Origin of the sequence: Pseudomonas sp. P9_2, from assembly GCF_034008255.1 — a bacterium.
Lineage (GTDB): Bacteria > Pseudomonadota > Gammaproteobacteria > Pseudomonadales > Pseudomonadaceae > Aquipseudomonas > Aquipseudomonas synxantha_A.
In genome coordinates this window covers 1,545,924-1,566,418 of sequence record NZ_CP125376.1, presented here as the reverse complement: position 1 = coordinate 1,566,418, position 20,495 = coordinate 1,545,924, and the positions used below count along the sequence as shown (strand labels likewise).

19 protein-coding genes are annotated in these 20,495 nt (G+C 59.9%); 11 read left to right on the top strand and 8 right to left on the bottom strand.

Translation table 11 applies throughout. The features are described from left to right. Positions 1 to 22: 22 nt before the first annotated feature. The 3 genes from znuB to zur are packed head-to-tail and all read right to left on the bottom strand — an operon-like array spanning position 23 to position 2,056. Positions 23 to 811 carry a zinc ABC transporter permease subunit ZnuB gene (gene znuB, locus QMK52_RS06770; RefSeq protein ID WP_032878556.1) on the bottom strand — a complete coding sequence of 263 codons (789 nt, stop codon included), beginning with the start codon at positions 809 to 811 and terminating at the stop codon, positions 23 to 25. Then, the gene (gene znuC / locus QMK52_RS06765) at positions 804 to 1,574 is read right to left on the bottom strand and encodes a zinc ABC transporter ATP-binding protein ZnuC (protein ID WP_005783440.1); all 771 of its coding nucleotides are present in this window, start codon (positions 1,572 to 1,574) and stop codon (positions 804 to 806) included. The genes znuB and znuC overlap by 8 nt, the downstream gene beginning before the upstream one ends. After that, positions 1,574 to 2,056 (bottom strand): zinc uptake transcriptional repressor Zur, encoded by a 483-nt coding sequence (zur, locus tag QMK52_RS06760; RefSeq protein WP_005783442.1) that lies wholly within the window; start codon positions 2,054 to 2,056, stop codon positions 1,574 to 1,576. The genes znuC and zur overlap by 1 nt, the downstream gene beginning before the upstream one ends. Positions 2,057 to 2,114: 58 nt before the next feature. On the opposite strand from zur, the gene QMK52_RS06755 reads away from it, so the two are divergent. Continuing rightward, on the top strand, positions 2,115 to 3,044 hold the full coding sequence (locus QMK52_RS06755; protein ID WP_320403949.1) for a zinc ABC transporter substrate-binding protein: 930 nt from the start codon (positions 2,115 to 2,117) through the stop codon (positions 3,042 to 3,044). 34 nt (positions 3,045 to 3,078) lie between these two features. On the opposite strand, the gene QMK52_RS06750 is transcribed toward QMK52_RS06755, so the two are convergent. Beyond that, complete coding sequence (locus QMK52_RS06750) at positions 3,079 to 4,032, bottom strand: homoserine kinase (protein ID WP_005783446.1); 954 nt, start codon at positions 4,030 to 4,032, stop codon at positions 3,079 to 3,081. Positions 4,033 to 4,087: 55 nt separating this feature from the next. Then, a complete protein-coding gene (locus QMK52_RS06745; RefSeq protein ID WP_003187366.1) occupies positions 4,088 to 4,378 on the bottom strand; it encodes a DUF2782 domain-containing protein in 291 nt (96 codons plus the stop codon). Positions 4,379 to 4,452: 74 nt separating this feature from the next. Here QMK52_RS06745 and polA point away from each other — a divergent pair, with 74 nt between their 5' ends. Then, positions 4,453 to 7,248: a DNA polymerase I gene (gene polA, locus QMK52_RS06740; RefSeq protein ID WP_005783450.1), complete on the top strand. Its 2,796-nt coding sequence runs from the start codon at positions 4,453 to 4,455 to the stop codon at positions 7,246 to 7,248. 268 nt (positions 7,249 to 7,516) lie between these two features. Here the strand turns inward: polA and yihA are convergent, their stop codons facing one another. Then, positions 7,517 to 8,158, bottom strand: coding sequence for a ribosome biogenesis GTP-binding protein YihA/YsxC (yihA, locus tag QMK52_RS06735; RefSeq protein WP_005783451.1), 642 nt, complete (start codon positions 8,156 to 8,158; stop codon positions 7,517 to 7,519). Positions 8,159 to 8,605: 447 nt separating this feature from the next. On the opposite strand from yihA, the gene QMK52_RS06725 reads away from it, so the two are divergent. The 5 genes from QMK52_RS06725 to QMK52_RS06705 all read left to right on the top strand — a co-directional run bounded on the left by QMK52_RS06725 (position 8,606) and on the right by QMK52_RS06705 (position 13,831). Further along, positions 8,606 to 9,232 (top strand): c-type cytochrome, encoded by a 627-nt coding sequence (locus QMK52_RS06725; protein ID WP_005783455.1) that lies wholly within the window; start codon positions 8,606 to 8,608, stop codon positions 9,230 to 9,232. 167 nt (positions 9,233 to 9,399) lie between these two features. Further along, entirely contained in the window at positions 9,400 to 10,035 is a 636-nt protein-coding gene (dsbA, locus tag QMK52_RS06720; RefSeq protein ID WP_320403948.1) for a thiol:disulfide interchange protein DsbA, read from the top strand. A gap of 10 nt (positions 10,036 to 10,045) precedes the next feature. Next, positions 10,046 to 10,924: an endonuclease/exonuclease/phosphatase family protein gene (locus QMK52_RS06715; RefSeq protein ID WP_005783460.1), complete on the top strand. Its 879-nt coding sequence runs from the start codon at positions 10,046 to 10,048 to the stop codon at positions 10,922 to 10,924. Further along, positions 10,921 to 12,966 carry a GGDEF domain-containing protein gene (locus tag QMK52_RS06710; RefSeq protein ID WP_320403947.1) on the top strand — a complete coding sequence of 682 codons (2,046 nt, stop codon included), beginning with the start codon at positions 10,921 to 10,923 and terminating at the stop codon, positions 12,964 to 12,966. Before QMK52_RS06715 ends, QMK52_RS06710 begins: the two co-directional genes overlap by 4 nt. Before the next feature lie 88 nt (positions 12,967 to 13,054). Then, positions 13,055 to 13,831 (top strand): N-acetylmuramoyl-L-alanine amidase, encoded by a 777-nt coding sequence (locus tag QMK52_RS06705; RefSeq protein ID WP_005783464.1) that lies wholly within the window; start codon positions 13,055 to 13,057, stop codon positions 13,829 to 13,831. A 32-nt stretch (positions 13,832 to 13,863) separates the two neighbouring features. On the opposite strand, the gene QMK52_RS06700 is transcribed toward QMK52_RS06705, so the two are convergent. Together QMK52_RS06700 and algB are read right to left on the bottom strand one after the other, a co-directional pair. Further along, positions 13,864 to 15,651 carry an ATP-binding protein gene (locus QMK52_RS06700; RefSeq protein WP_005783466.1) on the bottom strand — a complete coding sequence of 596 codons (1,788 nt, stop codon included), beginning with the start codon at positions 15,649 to 15,651 and terminating at the stop codon, positions 13,864 to 13,866. Between the two features lie 10 nt (positions 15,652 to 15,661). Then, a complete protein-coding gene (gene algB, locus QMK52_RS06695; RefSeq protein WP_005783468.1) occupies positions 15,662 to 17,008 on the bottom strand; it encodes a sigma-54-dependent response regulator transcription factor AlgB in 1,347 nt (448 codons plus the stop codon). 392 nt (positions 17,009 to 17,400) lie between these two features. Between algB and QMK52_RS06690 the strand changes: the two genes are divergently transcribed. The 4 genes from QMK52_RS06690 to gltP all read left to right on the top strand — a co-directional run bounded on the left by QMK52_RS06690 (position 17,401) and on the right by gltP (position 20,471). Further along, positions 17,401 to 17,685 (top strand): hypothetical protein, encoded by a 285-nt coding sequence (locus QMK52_RS06690; protein WP_005783470.1) that lies wholly within the window; start codon positions 17,401 to 17,403, stop codon positions 17,683 to 17,685. 78 nt (positions 17,686 to 17,763) lie between these two features. Then, positions 17,764 to 17,928: a DUF1328 domain-containing protein gene (locus QMK52_RS06685; protein ID WP_003187386.1), complete on the top strand. Its 165-nt coding sequence runs from the start codon at positions 17,764 to 17,766 to the stop codon at positions 17,926 to 17,928. A gap of 2 nt (positions 17,929 to 17,930) precedes the next feature. After that, on the top strand, positions 17,931 to 18,398 hold the full coding sequence (locus tag QMK52_RS06680) for an inhibitor of vertebrate lysozyme family protein (RefSeq protein ID WP_005783473.1): 468 nt from the start codon (positions 17,931 to 17,933) through the stop codon (positions 18,396 to 18,398). A 741-nt stretch (positions 18,399 to 19,139) separates the two neighbouring features. Next, positions 19,140 to 20,471 (top strand): glutamate/aspartate:proton symporter GltP, encoded by a 1,332-nt coding sequence (gltP, locus tag QMK52_RS06675; RefSeq protein WP_005783475.1) that lies wholly within the window; start codon positions 19,140 to 19,142, stop codon positions 20,469 to 20,471. Positions 20,472 to 20,495: the final 24 nt, after the last annotated feature.

Genomic DNA, 20,495 nt, shown 5'->3' with positions numbered 1-20,495 from the left:
TTTGCGCAAAAAGCGAGCAAGTCTACACCCCTCGACGGGGCAGGACAAAACTCAGCAGAAACAGGGCGGCCGCCGTAACCACAATCGACGGCCCGGCTGGCGTGTCCTTGAACCAGGACAGCGCCAGGCCCCCGCACACTGCACACATTCCCAAGAGGCTGGCGCCGATTGCCATCTGCTCCGGTGAGCGGGCATGACGCTGGGCGGCGGCGGCGGGAATGATCAGCAGCGACGTGATCAACAATACGCCGACTATCTTCATCGCGACAGCGATCACCACGGCGATGAGCAACATCAGAGCCATGCGCAGCCCCGCGACGGGCAAGCCTTCAACCCGGGCGAGTTCTTCATGCACGGTGATCGCCAGCATCGGGCGCCACAGGGCCACCAACAACACCAGTACGCCAGCGCTGCCGCCGAGGATCCAGGCCAGATCAGTCGGGCTGATCGCCAGCAGGTCGCCGAACAGGTAGGCCATCAGGTCGATGCGCACTTCATGCATGAAGCTCAATACCACCAGGCCCAGGGACAGGGTGCTTGGCGCGAGGATGCCCAGCAGGGTGTCGGAGGCCAGCGGCTGGCGTTGTTGCAAGGTCACCAGCAGTACCGCCAGCAGCAGGCAGCCCACGGTCACGGCGATGGTCGGGCTCACGTCCAGCAGAAAGCCCATGGCCACGCCCAGCAACGCTGCATGGGACAAGGTGTCACCGAAATAGGCCATGCGCCGCCAGACCACAAACGAGCCCAGCGGGCCCGCCACCAGTGCCAGAGCCAAGCCTGCCAGCAGGGCGTAGAGCAGAAAATCAGCCATGCTTGCAGCTATCTCCATGAACGTGGGGAGTATCGACAACGGCACCATGCAGGTCATGGGCGTGGTCGTGATGATGGTGGTAGATCGCCAGGCTCTGGGCGTTTTTGCCGAACAGTTCCACGAACGCCGGGTCGCCACTGACCTGTTCCGGGTGGCCGGAGCAGCACACGTGGCGGTTGAGGCAGACCACCTGGTCGGTGGTGCTCATCACCAGGTGCAGATCATGGGAGACCATCAGCACGCCGCAGCCATGGCGGTCGCGCAGGCGGGTGATCAGGCTGTACAACTCGGCCTGGCCGGCGACGTCGACACCTTGTACGGGCTCATCGAGCACCAGCAACTCTGGCTCGCGCAACAAGGCGCGGGCCAGCAGCACGCGCTGCATTTCGCCGCCGGAGATGCTTTGCACCGGGCTGTCGATCACCTGCTCGGCGCCGACTTCCTTGAGTGCGGCCTGTGCACGGGCGCGGTCGACACCGGGCACCAGGCGCAGGAAGCGCAATACGGACAGCGGCAGGGTCGGGTCCACATGCAGTTTTTGCGGCATATAGCCCACGCGCAGTTTGGGCTTGCGCCATACACTGCCGCTGTCGGGCTTGAGCAGGCCAAGCACGGCGCGCACCAGGGTGGTCTTGCCTGCGCCATTGGGGCCGATCAACGTGACGATTTGCCCCGGCTCCACGCTCAGCGCGATGTTTTCCAGCACGTTCTGCCCGGCGAACGTGACGCCGACCTGCTCCAGACGGATCAACGCGTTGCTCATCAAGCCCCCTGGCAGCCCGCGCACAGGCCGACCACTTCAACCGTTTGCCCCTCGACCTTGAAGCCGACGTCGGCAGAGCTTTGGATAATGGCGTCACTGATGCTTTTTTGTTCAAGCTCGATGGCCGCGTGGCACTCGCGACAGATCAGGAACTGGCCCTGATGCGCGTGCTCCGGGTGGTTGCAACCGACAAACGCGTTGAGCGAGGCGATACGGTGAACCAAGCCATTTTCCAGCAGGAAATCCAGTGCGCGGTACACGGTAGGTGGTGCAGCGCGGCGGCCGTCTTGTTCGCTGAGTACGCCAAGAATGTCGTACGCGCCCAGCGGTTTGTGGCTCTGCCACACCAACTCCAGCACCCGGCGACGCAAGGCGGTCAGGCGCAAGCCTTTTTGTGCGCACAGGGTATCGGCCTCTGACAATGCGGTGTGCACGCAGTGAGAGTGGTCGTGGGGACGGCTGGCAAGCGGTGTTTTAGGCATGAGCGGCGACAGATATTTGATAGAGACGTTATTATGTTACCCGTTCCTACGCCATTGAGTGGTCATCGTGTCCCGACTTTTTCCCGTTTTTGTCGTATTTGTCACCAGTTTGTTCGTTGCGGGTGCCGCTCAGGCCGATGTGAAGGTGCTGACCAGCATCAAGCCGTTGCAGCTGATTGCCGCGGCGGTGCAGGACGGTGTGGCGGTTCCGGAGGTATTGCTGCCGCCGGGTGCGTCGCCGCATAACTTCGCATTGCGCCCATCCGACGTACGGCGCGTGCAGTCGGTGGACCTGTTGTATTGGATCGGGCCGGACATGGAAACCTTTTTGCCGCGCGTGTTGAAAGGCCGTACGGCAAATACCGTGGCGGTGCAGGACCTGCCGGGCATGAAACTGCGCATTTTCGGCGAAGATAGCCACTCTCACGCTGATGAAGCCAGCGACCATGATCATGATCATCGTCCTGGCAGCGTCGATGCACACTTGTGGCTGTCGACAGTCAATGCGCGGGTAATCGCCACGCGTATGGCTGCGGACCTCAGTGCGGCTGATCCAGTGAACGCCGAGCGTTATCAGAGCAACGCCAAAGCTTTTGGTGAGCGTCTGGACGCGCTGGATGCGCGCTTGAAAACGCGTTTGACGGGTGTCGAAGGCAAGCCTTACTTCGTGTTCCACGAAGCCTTCGATTACTTCGAAGAGGCTTACGGCCTCAAGCACGCCGGCGTGTTCAGCGTGGCCGCCGAGGTGCAGCCAGGCGCCCAGCATGTGGCGGCGATGCGTACGCGGTTGCAGGAGGTGGGTAAGACCTGTGTGTTCAGCGAGCCGCCGCTGCGCCCGCGTTTGGCCGAGACATTGGTTGCTGGATTACCGGTGAAGCTGGCGGAGCTGGATGCGTTGGGCGGCTATACCCCGGCGACGGCGCAGGGCTATGAGCAGGTGTTGGAAAAGCTGGGCAATGACCTGGCCGGTTGCCTGGAATCGCTTTAAATGCAGGAGGGAGCTTGCCCCCTCCCACATTTCTTTAGAGCGCGAACGGCAGGTGGACGCTGACCTGCTGGCGTTGCAGCAGCCGGTGCTCGAACTCCGCCGGGTCATGAATCAACACATCCTGCCCGGCAAACGACTCCGCCGCGATCAACCGTGACAACCAGAACCGTACGCACGCCACGCGCAGCATGGTCGGCCATAGCTCGGCTTCCTTCGCAGTAAACGGTCGCAGCCCTGCATAAGCCCCCAGCAGCGCCCGGGCGCGTTGCCCGTCGATCGCGCCATCGGCGTCCGAACACCAGTCATTCAAGGCAATCGCCACGTCGTAGAGCATCGGCCCCGAGCAGGCGTTGTAGAAGTCGATCAAGCCCGTCAAGTGCGTGCCTTCGAACATCGCATTGTCGCGAAACAGATCGGCGTGAACGTTGGCCCGTGGCAGGCCGAGGATGTCAGCCTTGTGGGTTTCGATCTCGCTCAACGCGTCCTGCAACAGGCGCTGCTGCGCGTCGTTGAGGTGTGAAATCAGCTGCGCGCCCTCACTGAGCATCCAGTCCAGCCCGCGGTCGGTCTTGCGCTCCAGCACTTTTTCGCCCTGAGTCGCCAAGTGCAGGTGGCCGAGCAGGCCGCCGACCTGGGCGCAATGTTGGGCGTTGGCGTCCTTGATGTGCTTGCCGGCCAGGCGCGGTTGCAGCAAGGCGGGTTTGCCCTTGAGTTCGCGCAAAGCGATGCCGTCGGTGGTACGCAAGGCGTACGGCACCGGCAGGTCGGCGTCGTGGAGCACGTCGAGCAGTTCGATGAAGAACGGCATTTCTGCCACGGGGCCGCGCTCAACCAGGGTCAGGACAAACTCACCCTGCTCCAGGCTGATAAAGAAATTGGTGTTTTCGCTGCCAGCGGCAATCCCCTGGAAATCAAGCAGGCGGCCGAGCCCATAAGGGGCGAGAAAGGTTTCCAGCTCGGGCCGAGCCAGGGGGGTGAACACAGACATGGTTAAAACTGCCGTTACGGGCGCTGGCTTAGCAGCGCCGGTTAAAATTAAGAAATCATTTCCATTCGAAGATCTTCCATGACGGGATCAGCATATCCGGCTGGTCAGAGCGGATGAAGTTCGCATCGGTTCCGTCAGCGCGCACCAGGAAATAAGGTGGAGCGCCCTTCGGGGTAACCTTGATGGCGTACAGGAAGCCGTTCTGGCGATACTCCTGGATAGTCTTGTCGCCTTCCGTGCGAATGGTAACTTCCGGGTCTGCCGAAGGGGCATCGTCTGCCGCCATGGCAGCCATCGGAGCGAGTGCAATCAAACCGGTCAACAGCAGGCGATTGAATGTACGCATGATAACCTTGTCCCTTTGTTTTCATTGGTCCGGCTATTCTAGCGCCTGACCCGCCGAAAAGGTTGATCCTGCTCATGAGCCAAGCGCCCCTCGTCCTGGTGGACGGTTCTTCTTATCTGTACCGCGCCTTCCACGCGCTGCCACCGTTGACCACCTCCAAAGGCCTGCCGACCGGTGCGGTCAAGGGCGTGTTGAACATGCTCAAAAGCCTGCGCAAGCAGTACCCGGACAGCCCGTTCGCGGTGGTGTTCGACGCCAAGGGTGGGACCTTTCGCGATGAGATGTACGCCGAGTACAAGGCCAACCGCCCGAGTATGCCCGATGACATGCGCCTGCAAATCGAGCCGCTCCATCAAAGCGTGATCGCCCTGGGCTTCCCGTTGCTGTGCGTCGAAGGCGTCGAGGCTGACGACGTGATCGGCACCCTGGCCCGCAGCAGCGCGGCCGCCAGCCGCCCGGTGGTGATTTCGACCGGCGATAAAGACATGGCACAGCTGGTGGACGGGCACATTACCTTGGTCAACACCATGACCGGTAGCTCGATGGACGTTGAGGGCGTAAAGGAGAAATTCGGCGTCGCTCCCGAGCAGATCATCGACTATCTGGCGTTGATGGGCGATTCGTCCGACAACATCCCAGGCGTCCCGGGTATTGGGCCGAAGACCGCCTCGGGCTTGTTGGTGGGAGTGAATGGCGGCCTCAAAGAGCTTTATGAGCAGCTGGATATTGTGCCGACGCTGCCTATCCGCGGGGCCAAAACCCTGCCAGCCAAGCTTGAAGAGCACAAGGAGATGGCATTCCTGTCCTATCAGTTGGCGACGATCAAGATCGATGTGCCACTGGACGTGGGCCTGGATGACCTGCACCTGATCGAGCCGGATCGCGAAAAGCTGCTGGAGCTGTACACGCTGCTTGAGTTCAAGAGCTGGTACGACGAGATCCAGCGCGATGCCAAGCGTGTGGAGCTCAAGTCGGCGAGCGAGGTTGCACCTGCCGCCGAAACGCCGGTCGAGGCCGTTATATCGGTACCGGTAGAGGCGGTTTACACCACCGTCCTGGACCAGGCCACCTTCGACGTGTGGCTGAAAAAACTCAACGATGCGCCGTTGTTTGCCTTTGATACCGAAACCACCGGCATTGACGCTCAACAGGCGCAATTGGTTGGGGTCTCGTTTGCTGTGCAGCCCCATGAAGCCGCCTACATCCCGCTGACCCATTCCTATATCGGCGCGCCGGATCAATTGGATCGGGACACCGTGCTGCTGGCCTTGAAACCGCTGCTGGAAGACCCGACCAAACTCAAGGTTGGCCAGCACGCCAAGTTCGATATGAACATCCTCGCCAACTGCGCCATCGGTGGCGACCCTGCACAGGGCATCACTGTGCGTGGCATCGCCTTCGACACCATGCTCGAATCCTACGTGCTGAACTCCACGGCGACCCGCCATGACATGGACAGCCTGGCGAAAAAGTATCTGGACCACGACACGGTCAGCTTCCAGGACATTGCCGGCAAGGGCGCCAAGCAGCTGACATTCGACCAGATTGCCCTTGAACAGGCTGGCCCTTACGCGGCCGAAGATGCCGATGTGACCTTGCGCCTGCATCAGGAGCTGCACGCAAAGCTGGCCGCGATCCCGAGCCTGGCCAGTGTGCTGACGGATATCGAGATGCCGTTGGTGCCGGTACTGGCACGCATCGAGCGCCAGGGCGCATTGGTGGACAAGGAGCTGCTGGGCATCCAGAGCATCGAGCTGGGTAACAAGATGGTCGAGCTGGAGCGCCAGGCCTTCGAGATCGCCGGTGAAGAATTCAACCTTGGCTCACCCAAGCAGCTTGGGGCGATTCTCTACGAGAAGCTGGGGATGCCGGTGTTGAAAAAGACCGGCAAGGGGCAGGCTTCCACCGCCGAAGAAGTGCTGGCCAAACTGGCCGAAGATGATTTTCCGTTGCCCAAGGTGCTGATGCAGTACCGCAGCATGAGCAAGCTCAAAAGTACCTACACCGACCGCCTTCCGGAGCAGATCAACCCTCGCACCGGGCGCATTCATACGTCTTACCATCAGGCGGTAGCGGCAACCGGGCGCTTGTCCTCCAGCGATCCGAACCTGCAGAACATCCCGGTGCGCACCGCCGAAGGGCGGCGGATTCGCCAGGCGTTTGTCGCGCCCAAGGGCTACAAGCTGCTGGCGGCGGACTATTCCCAGATCGAGCTGCGGATCATGGCGCACCTGTCCAAGGACGAAGGGCTGATGAACGCCTTCCGAAACGATCTGGACGTGCACACCGCCACGGCTGCCGAGGTATTCAAGGTTGAGCTGGCTGAAGTCACGTCCAACCAGCGCCGCAGTGCCAAGGCGATCAACTTCGGCCTGATCTACGGCATGGGTGCCCAGAAGCTCGGCAAGGACATCGGCGTCGATACCAAGACCGCCAAGGCCTACATCGATGTGTACTTCGCCCGCTATCCAGGTGTTCGCGAATACATGGAGCGCACGCGTGCCCAGGCAGCGGACCAAGGCTATGTGGAAACCTTCTTCGGGCGGCGCCTGTACTTGCCGGATATCAACTCCAACAAGCCTCAGGAGCGCGCTGCGGCAGAGCGCACAGCCATTAACGCGCCCATGCAGGGCACGGCGGCGGACATCATCAAGAAAGCCATGGTGCAGGTGGATAACTGGCTGACCGAGTCGGGCCTGGATGCCAAGGTAATCCTGCAAGTGCACGACGAATTGGTGCTGGAGGTACGTGAGGACCTGGTCCCACAAGTCAGCGAGAAGATTCGCGAACATATGAGTGCTGCAGCCCAACTGGACGTACCGTTGGTGGTGGATGTGGGCGTGGGCGATAACTGGGACGAAGCGCACTGATTGCAGAGCTGCGCCAACACCGAGGGTGCTGGCGCAGTGCTTTAGAGCGCAAATCGCCGTCAGTTATTTCCAATAGTTTTTTGGAGCTGCCGGAACTTAACCTGTGAACTGCCACTCAGAGTTACTGAATGGGTGGTGAAGCCCTTCAATGCTCCTATGTTGTGTTAAGTGTTGGCAGATATCTGGACCCCGCCCTAGCGGTCCGGAACTTGGACCCCGAACTTCCCTCCCCATACGAAGTCCGGGGTTTTTTTTGCCCGCAGAAAAGTTACTCGGTAGCTTCTGCGCCTTTGTCCGCCAATTCCATCCAGCCGGCCAGCACGGTGTAAGCCTCTTCCAGGCCCATGCGCTTCGGCGCCGAGAACAGCTGGATAGTGATCGTATCGCCCCAGCCCTTACGGATGTCGGACTGCACTTTGAGCAGCGTGTTCTTGGCTGCGCCGTAGGTGAGCTTGTCGGCCTTGGTCAGCAGGATGTGCATCGGCATGCCGCTGGCGACGGCCCAGTCGAGCATCAGCAGGTCGAAGTCAGTCATCGGATGGCGGATGTCCATCATCAGAATCAGACCCTTCAAACTCTCCCGGCCACCCAGGTAAGCCTCAAGGTGACGCTGCCAGTGCAGCTTCAGCGGGATAGGTACTTTTGCATAACCGTAGCCCGGCAGGTCGACCAGACGCCGATCATCGTCTAGCTTGAAGAAATTGAGCAGTTGCGTGCGACCCGGGGTTTTCGAGGTGCGCGCCAGGCTGGCGTGGGTCAAGGTGTTCAGTGCGCTGGATTTGCCAGCGTTGGAGCGGCCGGCAAAGGCGACTTCAAAGCCCTCGTCATCGGGGCATTGGTCCACTTTGGCGGCGCTGAGCATGAACGTGGACTGTTGGCACAGGCCGAGGATGGGATTCTTGAGTTGCATGAGATTTCCGATGTGGGCGGTGCCGAAAAAGGGTGCGGCAAGCGGTGTCGTTTCCGTTTCAGTAGCGCCAGTATATAATGCCGCAGATTTTGTGTGTGCTTTGTCCCAGCGAAGGATGAAGCTCACGGGAGCGAAAGACCTTTATTGCGCATTAGAACGCAAAACGCTCTCAAACCCTGAAAAGGTCGATGTATGGCCTCAATGGTTGCCGCTTTTGGTGTCCTGAACCCGCTTTATGGCGCTCAGGCTACACAGGATCCACAAGCGCTGTACAACCGTGTTTGTGTGGTCACGCTGATGCAGCGCGTGACCCAGGGTTTCAAGGCAATGCCGCCGCGTGGTTTGTGCATGGACTGCAGTACTGAGGATTACCAGGCCGTCATTGAGTTGGCGGTGAGTAAACCCGGTAGATAACTCTTAAACCCTTAGCCGTAGTTGGATTAGCTGATGAACAAACTGATCGTGAGTCTGCTGTTGACCTTGGGCATCACAGGCGCTGCCGTCGCTGCAGAGGGCCCCGTCAAAGGTGATGCCACTGCCGGTCAAGCGAAAGCCGCCGTATGTGGTGCCTGCCACGGGCCGGATGGCAACAGCCCGGCGCCGAACTTCCCCAAACTGGCCGGCCAGGGTGAACGTTACCTGAGCAAGCAGATGCACGACATCAAGGACGGCAAGCGCACAGTGCTGGAAATGACCGGCATGCTGACCAATCTCAACGATCAGGACCTGGCGGACCTCGCGGCGTATTTTGCCAGCCAGAAAGGCAGTGTGGGAGCTGCTGATCCTAAATTGGTCGCTCGCGGAGAAAAGCTGTTCCGTGGCGGTGACCTGGAAAAAGGCTTGCCAGCCTGCACCGGTTGCCACTCGCCAAATGGCGCAGGCAACGCCGCCGCTGGCTTCCCGCACCTGAGCGGCCAGCACGCCACCTACATCGCCAAGCAGTTGACTGACTTCCGTAAAGAAGAAGCCGGCCGGGCCAATGATGGCGATGCAATGACCATGCGCACCATCGCTCGTAAGCTGAGCGACGAAGACATCGCAGCCCTCTCCAGTTATATCCAGGGCCTGCACTGACCGGGCTCGACGTTAACGCTCGATTAATCCCGCGATGCAAGCATAAAAAGGGTGGCTCAGGCCGCCCTTTTTTGTGGCCGCTGCCGTTACACTAACGAACTCATGCCCGCGTAGACCTGTCACAACAAAGGTCGCGTGAGGCGACTTTATTTGTCCAGGAGTAAAGCATGCGTAATCTGATCCTCAGCGCCGCTCTCGTCACTGCCAGCCTCTTCGGCATGACCGCGCAAGCAGCCGATGTGCCGCTTGAAGCCGGTAAAACCTACGTTGAATTGGCTAACCCTGTACCGGTGTCGGTACCCGGCAAAATCGAAGTGGTGGAGCTGTTCTGGTATGGCTGCCCGCATTGCTACGCTTTTGAGCCGACCATCAACCCATGGGTTGAAAAACTGCCCAAGGACGTTAACTTCCGTCGCCTTCCCGCCATGTTCGGTGGCCCATGGGATGCCCACGGCCAACTGTTCCTGACCCTCGAAGCCATGGGCGTGGAACACAAAGTACACAACGCTGTTTTCGAAGCGATCCAGAAACAGGGCAAGCGCCTGACCAAGCCGGACGAAATGGCTGACTTCGTCGCCACCCAGGGCGTGGACAAGGACAAGTTCCTGGCAACGTTCAAATCCTTCGCCATCCAGGGCCAGATCAAGCAGGCCAAGGAACTCGCGCAGAAGTACGGTGTGCAAGGCGTTCCAACCCTGATCGTCAACGGCAAGTACCGTTTCGACCTGGGCACTGCCGGTGGTCCTGAAGCGGTCCTCAATGTTGCCGACCAACTGATCGCCAAAGAACGCGCAGCCAAGTAAGGGGCCCGCCATGCGCCGCTGGGGTACCGAACGCGTCGTTGGCTTGCACGAGCCGCAGGTCAACGAACACCACCTGCAAGCCACGGGCCTGCCGGCAGACAGCCGCTTGCGCCTGCTCAGCTTCAACATTCAGGTGGGCAACAGTACCGAGAAATACCGGCACTACCTCACCCGTGGCTGGCAGCACGTTCTACCGCACAAGGGGCGTACCGGTAACCTGCAAAAGATCGGCGACCTGCTCAGCGACTTCGACCTGGTCGCCTTGCAGGAGGCTGACGGCGGTAGCCTGCGCTCGGGCTACATCAACCAGGTGGAGCATCTTGCCCAGCTCGGCGCGTTCCCGTACTGGTATCAGCAGCTCAACCGCAACCTGGGGCGCCTGGCACAGCACAGTAATGGTGTGCTCAGCCGCTTGAAGCCGACCGCCATCGAGGATCACCCGTTGCCGGGGCCGAAAGGCCGCGGTGCGATCCTCGTGCGTTTCGGTGAAGGTCCTGAAGCCTTGGTGGTGGTGATGATGCACCTGGCACTCGGTGGGCGTACCCGCAACCTGCAGCTTGCCTATGTGCGTGACCTGATTGGTAACTACAAGCACCAGGTGTTGATGGGGGACATGAACACCCATGCCAACGACCTGTTGCAGAATTCCCCGCTGCGCGACCTGGGCCTGTTGGCCCCGCAAGTCGAAGCCACATTTCCCAGCTGGCGCCCGCAGCGCTGCCTTGACCACATCCTGCTCAGCCCGAGCCTTACACTGGAAAGTGTGCGAGTGCTGGCGCAGCCCATTTCCGATCACCTGCCCGTCGCGGTAGAGATTCGTCTGCCGGGTTCGCTTACCGCTGATGCATTACCCGCGTTGAGCCCAGGCCCTCGCGGACCTCTTGCATGAGCGACGACGCCCAGCGCTGGAAAGAGAAATACCTCAAGAGCATAGAGCAACAAGACAAGCTCGAACGCCGCTGGGCCGCCCGCCTCGACCTGCTGCGCCGCGGCCTGGTACGCAGCACGCTGGCGGCTGAAGGAACTGACCGCGCCGTTGATCAATGCATGAAAGAAATGCGTGATGTGGTGCGTACGGACGACATGGACGCAGCCCTCGCCGCGCTGTTGCCGCGCCTGGAAAAGGCTGTGCTGGATTCCGAGCAGCGCCGCGAAACCCGGGTTGACCAGATCAGCACCGCACTCACGGCCCTGGTTGCCCAGCTGCAAAAGCTTGCGTTGCCCCGTGAGGTGGCCCGCCCGCTGAAAGCCTTTGCCAAACAGCTCGATAGCCGCGTCGGCCAAGCGCGGGAGATACCGCTGTTGCTCAGTGAGCTAAGCAGCCTGCAAGGGCAAGCGCTGAATAATCTGGAGCCTGAAAGCGAAGCCTCGCGCGCAGGTCCTGGGCTGCTGCAGCGCCTGTTTGGCAGTAAGGAGGCATCAAGTGATGCGCCGCAGGTTGACGCTGCGCCACTGCCCACCGCACAGGTGGCGCCGTCAAAGCCCGCTGCGCCGCCACCTTCGCCCGAGCCGCAGGAGCCCGTACAGTCCGAAGAGTTGACCCAGGCCTTGCGTGCCTTTGCACCGCAACCACAAACGGCCATCGCTCCCGCATCGGAACCGGTAGCGCCGGCCCCGGTGGAAGCGGCCCGCGACACCTTCGCATTCGAGGCACCGCCTCCAGCGGCCCCGATTGTTTCACCTGCGCAGGCCCCTGAGCCGCCGTTAGAAGAGCCGGCCCCTGAAAGCGCGCTCGCCGCCTTTATTGAAGCGCCGCAGGTTGAAGTCGACGCGCCGGATCAAACCAGCATAGGTAGCCTGTCTCTCCCGCCGGTGCTGGAAATTCCCGAGCCCGACGAACTGCAGTCCGATGGGATATACGCCCTGCCCGACTCGCCTGAGCCGTCCTACAGCTCGGTGGCCAAGCACATTGAAGATACGTTACTGGGCTTGTTGGAAGACCTGTCCCTGCCTGAACGTCACCGGCCCCAGGCCGAAGCCATGCGCGAACGGCTTGCCCACGGCTTGAATTGGTACGAACTGATCCCGATCCTGGATGACCTGGCGGTGCTGATGCTGGCGATCACCGACAGTGGCCAGCACGAGTTCGAGGCTTATCTCAAGCAACTCAACGAGCGCCTTGAGGCATTTCAGGGCCACCTGCAGGTTGCCAGCGAGGGCCATGCCGATAGCAGCCTGGCCGCGCGGGAGCTGGATACGCAGATTCGTGAACAGGTCGACGGGTTGCAAAGCAGCGTGCAGGAAGCCGCCGATCTGAACAGCCTCAAGCAGGTACTCGAAAGCCATCTCGAAGGCTTGCTCGGTACCATGGACGAGCATCAGCAGCAGCGTGACCAACGTGAGCAGGAAGTGGCGGCGCGCCTCAAAACCCTGGCTGAGCGAGTGGCCAACATGGAGCAGGAAGCCCAGGGCTACCGTGAGCACCTGGAAGTACAGCGCCAGAAGGCCTTGCTCGATCCGCTGACCGGTCTGCCCAACCGGGCAGCGTGGAGCGAACGCCTTGATCACGAGGTCAACGCCTGGCATCAACGCGGCAACAGCCTGTCGCTGGCGATGCTCGACCTGGATCATTTCAAACGCATCAATGATGGCTACGGTCATCTGGCGGGCGACAAGGTACTCAAGATCATCGCCAACGTGCTGAGCAAGCGCCTGCGGCCCACCGACTTCATCGCGCGTTTCGGCGGTGAGGAGTTTGTGCTGCTGATGCCCGACTCAGCCTTGGCGGATGCTTTGGCTGTCGCTCAAGGATTGCGCGCGGCCATCGAGGCATGCCCGTTCCACTTCAAGGGCGAGCCGGTGACGATCACGGTGTCCATGGGCGTAGCACAGTTTCAACCTGGCGAGCGCAGCGACTTGGCCCTAAAGCGAGCCGATGAAGCGCTTTACAGGGCCAAGGCAGCGGGACGCAATCAAGTGCAGGGGGCATAAAAGATGTTCCATTTTGTAATTTGACCGCCGGGCTAATTACGTTACGTTACACTGTTGCATTATCGTCTCTCAGTGTACTGCTCCTGCCATGAAATCCTTGTCTATTGCTTTTGTGTTTCTCCTGCTCGCCGGTTGCGCCAGCGGCCCGCGGCTGAATACCAGCCACCCTTCGGTGAACCACGACAACCGCGTGCAGTTCGTTGTCGTGCATTACACCTCTACCAACCTTGAGCGCTCGCTGGCGTTGCTGACCCATGGCCAGGTGAGCAGCCATTACCTGATCGGCGACGACGCCTCAGGCACCATCTACAAGCTGGTGGATGAAAGCCAGCGTGCCTGGCACGCGGGGGAAAGCGAGTGGATGGGGCGCACCTGGCTCAATTCCAGCTCCATCGGCATCGAAATCGTCAACCCTGGGTTCCGTGATACGCCCACAGGGCGTGTGTGGTACCCGTATTCCGAAGCGCAGGTGCAGTCGCTGATCGTGCTGCTCAAGGACATCAGCAAGCGTAACGGTATCGAACCCAAGAACATCATCGGGCATAGCGACATTGCCCCACTGCGCAAGCTGGACCCGGGGCCGCTGTTTCCCTGGAAGCGTCTGGCCGCAGAAGGTCTGGCCGTCTGGCCGGATGCACAGGCCGTGGCCCGGTTCCAGGTGCAGTACGGCGCTCAGCTGCCGAGCATCACCTGGTTCCAGGAAGAACTCGCTCGCCTGGGCTATCAGACGCCGCAGACCGGGGAGCTGGATGTGGCCACGCGGCACGTGATCGCCGCCTTCCAGATGCGCTTCCGCCCTTCATTGTTTGATGGCACTCCGGATGCTGAAAGTGCTGCGATCCTGCGGGCCTTGAACCAGCGCTGATTGTGTAGATGTAGGGGCGAGCAAGCTCGCTCCTATAACGGTAATGCCATATAGAACTGCGTACCCTGCCCCGGCCGTGAATACACGCCCATGCGGCCGCCGTGCAACTGCACGATCTCCTTGCACAGGGCCAGCCCCAGGCCCGCGCCGCCTTTCTTGCGACCCACCTGCACAAAGGGTTCGAAGATTCGCCCTTGCTGGCCATAGGCGATACCTTCGCCGTTGTCTTCAACACTGATAATCACCCGTTCGCCATGACGCCGTGCCTGCAGGCGAATCTGCCCGCCTTCGGCGGTGTGGCGCAACGCGTTGCCGAGCAAATTGTCGAGCACGCGCTCCAGTTGCACCTGGTCGGCATACAGTCGCGGCAACTCCGGCTGGGCTTCCACCAGCAACTCAATGTGCTGCGCATTGGCGGGTTCGGCAAATCGCGCCCGTGCGTGTTCCAGAAGGTCGGTGACATCGCAGGCCCCCAGGGTGAGTTTTTGCAGGCCGTTCTGGTAGCGCGAGAAGTTGAGCAAGTCGTTGATCAACTGCATCAGGCGCTGCATTTCTTCGTTGACCGTATCCAGCAGGTCCGCTTCACGGGAGTCTGCCGGGAACTTCGCGCGCTCGCGAAACAGGCCGAAGGCCATATGCATGCCGGTCACCGGCGTGCGCAGTTCATGAGAGGCGCGTAACACGAACTCGCTACGCACTCGTTCGAAGGCGCGCTGTTCGGTAACGTCATGCAGCACCATCACAGCCCCCAGAATATGACCCTGTGTATGGCTCACAGGGGTCAGGCTGTAGGTCAGCAGGCGCAGTTCGCCCTCGACTTCCACTTCCAGATCATCCGGCGCCCGCTCCAGGTTGCCGCCGCGCAGCACCAGTTGCAGTTGTTCATCCATCTCTGCACGACCCAGAGCTTCGCCCAGGCCCTGACCGAGGCGCTCTTCGTCCCAGCCCAGTTGGCGCTGTGCAACCGGGTTGAGGTGCTCCAGGCAGCCCTGCCGATCAATCATAAGCAGGCCGTCATCAATACTGTCGAGCACGGCTTGCAGACGCTGTTGGCCGGCCAGCAGTTCATCGACATTGGTGGCCTGATGCTGGCGCAATGCTTCGGCCATGATGCCGAAACGGCGGGTCAGCTGATTCATTTCCGCTGCTGAGGAGATAGGCAGCGTCACTTCAAAATCGCCCTGTCCGATCTTGTCGGCGGCTTTGGCCAGTGCCTCGATCGGTCCGCCAAAACGCCGCGCGATGCCATGGGCCGTGACAAAGCCAATGATCAACACTGCCAGTCCCACCAACCCGAGCAGCCCTGCAATCAATAACGCGCGCTCACGGGACTTGTGCTCGCTGGCGCTAATGTTCTCCAGTGCCTGCTTGTGATCGGCAATCAGTCCGTTGCGCAGTATGTTGAAGGTTTCAGTGATTTTTTCCTTGCTGCCCGGCGGCGGTGTTTCCTGCTGGGATTGGTCGAACGCTTCGAGCAGGTTCTGATAGTCGGAGCGGGCCTGGCCAAAGCCATGGCTTTTACCGATCGACTGCTCATGGGCGACGCCTTGGTCCAGCAGGTCGAAATAATGCTGCTTGGAGGCCCTCAGGGCCTCAGGGTCGGGTCGTTTCTCCAGCATCATGATCAGCTGGTCGCCCAGGCTCTGACGCAATTTGAGTCCCAGGTCCAGGGTGATGAAGTTACTGCGAATCAGCGATTCCTGGGTCTTGGCCATTTGCATGACGCTGACCAAGCCCAGGATCAATCCCAGCAAGGCCACGGTGATCAGCGCTGAAATGCTCAGAAATAATCGAGTGCGCAGTTTCATCGCGAGCTTCATAAGGTCCTGCTCACAGGTTGTACTGTTTGCGTTTGCGGTACAGGGTCGACGCGTCGATTCCGAGGGTGCGAGCTGCTTGATCCAGCGTGTCACTGGTGGCGAGGACGGCGCCGATATGGGCTTTTTCGAGCTCGTCCAGGCTCAACGCCGCGCCGATACGGGGCGCGTTGTTGGTCGGTTGCTCGGCCATCCCCAAATGGCTGATCTCTACCTTCTCCTGAGGGCAGATGATGCTGGCGCGCTCCACTACGTTACGCAGCTCGCGAATGTTGCCGGGCCAGCGATAGTTGAGCAGCGCTTCACGGGCCTGATCACTGAAGCCGCGCGCGGGGCGGGCGTATTCCTTGACGAAGCGTGCCAGGAAGCGGTCAGCCAGGGTAAGGATGTCTTCACTGCGTTCGCGCAGCGGCGGCAGGTGCAGGGTGATGACATTGAGGCGGTACAGCAAGTCTTCCCGGAAGCGGCCGTCGCGCACCATGTCTTCCAGGTTCAGGTTGGTGGCGGCGAGGATGCGCACGTCGGCGCGGCGGGTGACTGGGTCGCCCACACGCTCATATTCCTTATCCTGAATGAAGCGCAGCAGCTTTGGTTGTAACGTGAGGGGAAAATCGCCGATCTCGTCGAGAAACAACGTGCCGCCGTCAGCCTGGTTAACGCGTCCCAAGGTGCTTTCACTGGCGCCGGTGAACGCGCCGCGACTATGGCCGAACAGTTCGCTCTCCATCAGCTCGGCGGTCAGTGACGGGCAGTTGATGGTCACGCAAGACTTCTTGGCGCGTTTGCTCCAGCCGTGAATGGCACGGGCCAGCTCACCTTTACCGGTGCCGGACTCGCCAAGGATCAAGATGTTTGCATCGGTCCCGGCCACCTGGCGCGCAGTTTCCAGTACCACCATCATCGATGGGCTGTGAGAGTCGAGGCCATCCTTGGGCTGGCGCACTGCGCCTTCCAGGGCCTCCAGTCGCGCAGAGAGCTGGCGCACTTCCAGTTGCTTGGCGGTGGCCAGGCGCAATTGGTCCGGACTGCAGGGTTTGACCAGGTAGTCGGCGGCACCGGCCTGGATTGCGTCCACGGCGGTATCCACGGCGGAGTGGGCCGTGACGATCACCACACGCATCCACGGAGCCTGGATACGCATCTGCGCGAGTACATCCAGGCCGTTGTCCTCGCCCAGGCGCAAGTCCAGAAAGCACAGGTCGAACACCTGGCGCTGCATCAGGGCATCGGCCTGGGCGGCGCTGTTGGCGGTGGCAACGGTGTAGCCCTCGTCTTCCAGGCAATAACGGAACGTGCGGAGGATTGCGGATTCGTCATCCACTAAAAGAATGCGGCCTTGAAGCTCCTTGGCTGAATCCATCTGTCCCGCGCTCCTTAACTATTAAATAAGATGGTGTTTAGTCCCGGAATAATCGGGCAAGTTGCATGGTTTATTCTGATTCATAAAAGGCATCTTCGTGTAGGTATCTACACGCCTTCCTACAAAGCGCCGGCTGATGGCCTTCTTGTGCGTTATCGCGACTTAGGCAACTGAGCGTGCGCTTTCGATCCTCTGACCCGACCACTGGCCATCGTGCATTTCGCACGGCATCTAAAGAGGCATCGTGCAGGATGCTGGGTGCTACATCCTTGCGCGCCACATAACATATTGATTTTATTGTGTTTTATTTTGCAATAAAGCTGGCACGCAGTCTGCAATATTCCTCCCAAGAGTGTCATGAACGAATAATCAGAATGCGGGAGAACAGCAGCATGACTCGCCAAAGCCTCAGCCAATTGCGTGTATCGCCGCTGCGTATGCAGCAGGGCCTTTTTGCCAGCCTGGCCTTGATGGTCACGTTGATTGCCGGCCAGCAGATGCAGCACTGGCAGCAGAGTGAGCAGCCAGCCCCGCAATTTGAGCGTCCGGTCATGACCCAGACCCATTTCCGTTCCATTGGCAGCGCCAGCGCTAATGTAACTGCCCCGCAATTGAGCTTGGTCGATCAGGATTCCACTCTGGACGAACTGCCTGCTCAAGAGCGCTGGGTGTTCTAGGCAAGAACAAGTCGCTTGTGTTGAGCGACTGCACGGCACTACCGCTGTTACCCCTATAGAAGCATAAGGAGAATCACCATGTTGAGTTGGGCAATCACATTTCTGATCATCGCCATTGTCGCTGCAGTCCTGGGCTTCGGTGGTATCGCTGGCACCGCCACCGGCATCGCCAAGATCCTGTTTGTCGTCTTCCTGGTGATGTTCATTGCTTCGTTCTTCTTTGGTCGTAAAGGCCGAGGTTGAATATGACCACTCTGCCCTTTAAAGCCATTGCTGCCGCCCTGCTCTTGGGCGGCAGCAGCCTGGCGTCGGCCGCCAATGACGGTCAGTCCCGGGCTAACGAATTGCTCAGCGCGGACCCGCAGTACCGTGAGACTTGGCAAGACGTGGTGAAGAAAGAACAGCGCCTGCCGGAATGGGTCATGAACCTGTCGGGTACGGCCGAACAAATGAATGCTGTTGAAGAGGACGGTGACAAGTATCTGGTGGGCCCCCTTTGCGAAACTGCGGATACCTGCTTGAACAAGCGCCTCATTGTGGCCTTCAGTTTCGATAAGGAAGATGCCTACGCGATGTTGGTGGAAGTCCCAGCCGGTTTGCCGGCCGACAAGTCCCCGACACGGCATGCTGATTACCGTTTCCTCGGTAAGCCGGATGAAGGCATGCAAAAGCTGTTGATGGAACAACTGAAGAAAGATCCGAATTGGTACTAGGTTCCGTCTGAGACGGAGCCAGCGTCCATAGAAAGAAGCCCCTGCGCTTCTTTCTGTTTGCATCACTCGCCAAGGGTGGTGCATGACCAGGGGGCCGGGTTGCTCTGATCGATCAAGATCGGCGTGACCTACGGGTACAGGGAGTGCCTGCGAAAGGGCCGGGTCAGGCGAAAAGCTGCGACGCAAGTTCACAAGTCCTCAAGCTTGCTGAACTTGCGGCGGGCTTACGACTCTCATGCCCGCGCTTGGCTCTCGCTTCATGGCTCTCGCTTTATGCCTCTCATAGTCGCAATTTTGCTTTTTGCCTCTCGCCAACCATTACCGGGTATGTCGAGGCGACCATCTATCGAGAAATTTTCATACGCGCCATAGGACATTTCCGGTGCTAGGTGGTGGATTTCTCACGCATTTCTGCCAAACGTTGCAAGTCGTTCAGCATCACTGAGCGAGCCTGATTTGGCCGCCTCACGGCATATTCACCCGCCTGAATGGCGTATTCGAACTGACCGTTTGGACAATTATTTTCAAAAAAAGCCATGCCGATTCGGCATAGGGTAGGCGTTTACGGCATTAGACGTCGCTCCCTTGCATGGGAATAGTTGCGCCTTTTTTCGCCTACCAGTAAGCCATTTCGGCCACGCTGCGGTGACCTTCCATGGAGGCTGATGCACACACTTTTTCGCTTTCGAGCGTTGCAGCTGGCGCATTTGCCATAAGTCCACTTGAAGTAAGGGTAATGACATGAAGAAGGCAAAGCTAAGCCTCGCCTGGCAGATCCTCATCGGTTTGGTACTGGGGATCGCAATCGGTGCAGTGCTCAACCATTTCAGTGCTGAAAAGGCCTGGTGGATCAGCAATGTATTGCAGCCGGCAGGCGATATCTTTATCCGCCTGATCAAGATGATCGTGATCCCGATTGTGATTTCCTCGCTGATCGTCGGCATTGCCGGTGTGGGTGACGCGAAAAAGCTCGGTCGCATCGGCGTCAAAACCATCCTTTACTTCGAAGTGGTCACTACCATCGCCATCGTGGTTGGCCTGCTGCTGGCCAACCTGTTCCACCCGGGCGCCGGCATCGACATGAGTACCCTGGGTACCGTCGACATCTCCAAGTACCAGGCGACCGCCGCCGAGGTGCAGCACGAACATGCGTTCATCGAAACCATCCTCAACCTGATCCCATCGAACATCTTCGCGGCGGTTGCCCGTGGTGAAATGCTGCCGATCATCTTCTTCTCGGTGCTGTTCGGCCTGGGCTTGTCGAGCCTCAAGCCTGAGCTGCGCGAGCCGCTGGTGACGATGTTCCAGGGCGTGTCCGAGAGCATGTTCAAAGTCACTCACATGATCATGAAGTACGCCCCTATCGGCGTGTTTGCCCTGATCGCGGTGACCGTCGCCAACTTCGGCTTTGCCTCCTTGCTGCCGCTGGCCAAGCTGGTGATCCTGGTTTACGTCGCCATCCTGTTCTTCGCCTTCGCGGTACTGGGCCTGATCGCCCGTCTGTTTGGCTTCTCGATCCTGAAAGTGATGCGCATCTTCAAGGATGAGCTGGTACTGGCTTACTCCACCGCCAGTTCCGAAACCGTGCTGCCCCGGGTGATCGAGAAGATGGAAGCCTACGGCGCGCCGAAGGCGATCTGCAGCTTCGTGGTGCCGACCGGTTATTCGTTCAACCTCGACGGTTCGACCCTGTACCAGAGCATCGCGGCAATCTTTATTGCCCAGCTGTATGGCATCGACCTGTCGATCGGCCAGCAACTGATGCTGGTCCTGACCCTGATGGTGACCTCCAAAGGTATCGCCGGCGTGCCGGGTGTGTCCTTTGTAGTGTTGCTGGCTACCCTGGGCAGCGTGGGCATCCCGCTGGAAGGCTTGGCATTTATCGCCGGTGTCGACCGTGTGATGGACATGGCGCGTACCGCACTGAACGTGATCGGCAATGCCTTGGCCGTATTGGTCATCTCCCGTTGGGAAGGCATGTACGACGACGCCAAGGGCGAGCGCTACTGGAACTCCCTGCCGCACTGGCGCAGCAAGGAAGCGTTGCCGGCCGGCGAGACCACTCGCGGCTGATAGCACGATTGCGCTGACACGAAC

What these genes read in the sequence shown, in the direction of transcription:
- znuB (WP_032878556.1), bottom strand. Translation starts at nt 811, where the DNA reads ATGGCTGATTTTCTGCTCTACGCCCTGCTGGCAGGCTTGGCTCTGGCA.
- znuC (WP_005783440.1), bottom strand. Translation starts at nt 1,574, where the DNA reads ATGAGCAACGCGTTGATCCGTCTGGAGCAGGTCGGCGTCACGTTCGCC.
- zur (WP_005783442.1), bottom strand. Translation starts at nt 2,056, where the DNA reads ATGCCTAAAACACCGCTTGCCAGCCGTCCCCACGACCACTCTCACTGC.
- QMK52_RS06750 (WP_005783446.1), bottom strand. Translation starts at nt 4,032, where the DNA reads ATGTCTGTGTTCACCCCCCTGGCTCGGCCCGAGCTGGAAACCTTTCTC.
- QMK52_RS06745 (WP_003187366.1), bottom strand. Translation starts at nt 4,378, where the DNA reads ATGCGTACATTCAATCGCCTGCTGTTGACCGGTTTGATTGCACTCGCT.
- polA (WP_005783450.1), top strand. Translation starts at nt 4,453, where the DNA reads ATGAGCCAAGCGCCCCTCGTCCTGGTGGACGGTTCTTCTTATCTGTAC.
- yihA (WP_005783451.1), bottom strand. Translation starts at nt 8,158, where the DNA reads ATGCAACTCAAGAATCCCATCCTCGGCCTGTGCCAACAGTCCACGTTC.
- QMK52_RS06725 (WP_005783455.1), top strand. Translation starts at nt 8,606, where the DNA reads ATGAACAAACTGATCGTGAGTCTGCTGTTGACCTTGGGCATCACAGGC.
- dsbA (WP_320403948.1), top strand. Translation starts at nt 9,400, where the DNA reads ATGCGTAATCTGATCCTCAGCGCCGCTCTCGTCACTGCCAGCCTCTTC.
- QMK52_RS06715 (WP_005783460.1), top strand. Translation starts at nt 10,046, where the DNA reads ATGCGCCGCTGGGGTACCGAACGCGTCGTTGGCTTGCACGAGCCGCAG.
- QMK52_RS06710 (WP_320403947.1), top strand. Translation starts at nt 10,921, where the DNA reads ATGAGCGACGACGCCCAGCGCTGGAAAGAGAAATACCTCAAGAGCATA.
- QMK52_RS06705 (WP_005783464.1), top strand. Translation starts at nt 13,055, where the DNA reads ATGAAATCCTTGTCTATTGCTTTTGTGTTTCTCCTGCTCGCCGGTTGC.
- QMK52_RS06700 (WP_005783466.1), bottom strand. Translation starts at nt 15,651, where the DNA reads ATGAAGCTCGCGATGAAACTGCGCACTCGATTATTTCTGAGCATTTCA.
- algB (WP_005783468.1), bottom strand. Translation starts at nt 17,008, where the DNA reads ATGGATTCAGCCAAGGAGCTTCAAGGCCGCATTCTTTTAGTGGATGAC.
- QMK52_RS06690 (WP_005783470.1), top strand. Translation starts at nt 17,401, where the DNA reads ATGACTCGCCAAAGCCTCAGCCAATTGCGTGTATCGCCGCTGCGTATG.
- QMK52_RS06685 (WP_003187386.1), top strand. Translation starts at nt 17,764, where the DNA reads ATGTTGAGTTGGGCAATCACATTTCTGATCATCGCCATTGTCGCTGCA.
- QMK52_RS06680 (WP_005783473.1), top strand. Translation starts at nt 17,931, where the DNA reads ATGACCACTCTGCCCTTTAAAGCCATTGCTGCCGCCCTGCTCTTGGGC.
- gltP (WP_005783475.1), top strand. Translation starts at nt 19,140, where the DNA reads ATGAAGAAGGCAAAGCTAAGCCTCGCCTGGCAGATCCTCATCGGTTTG.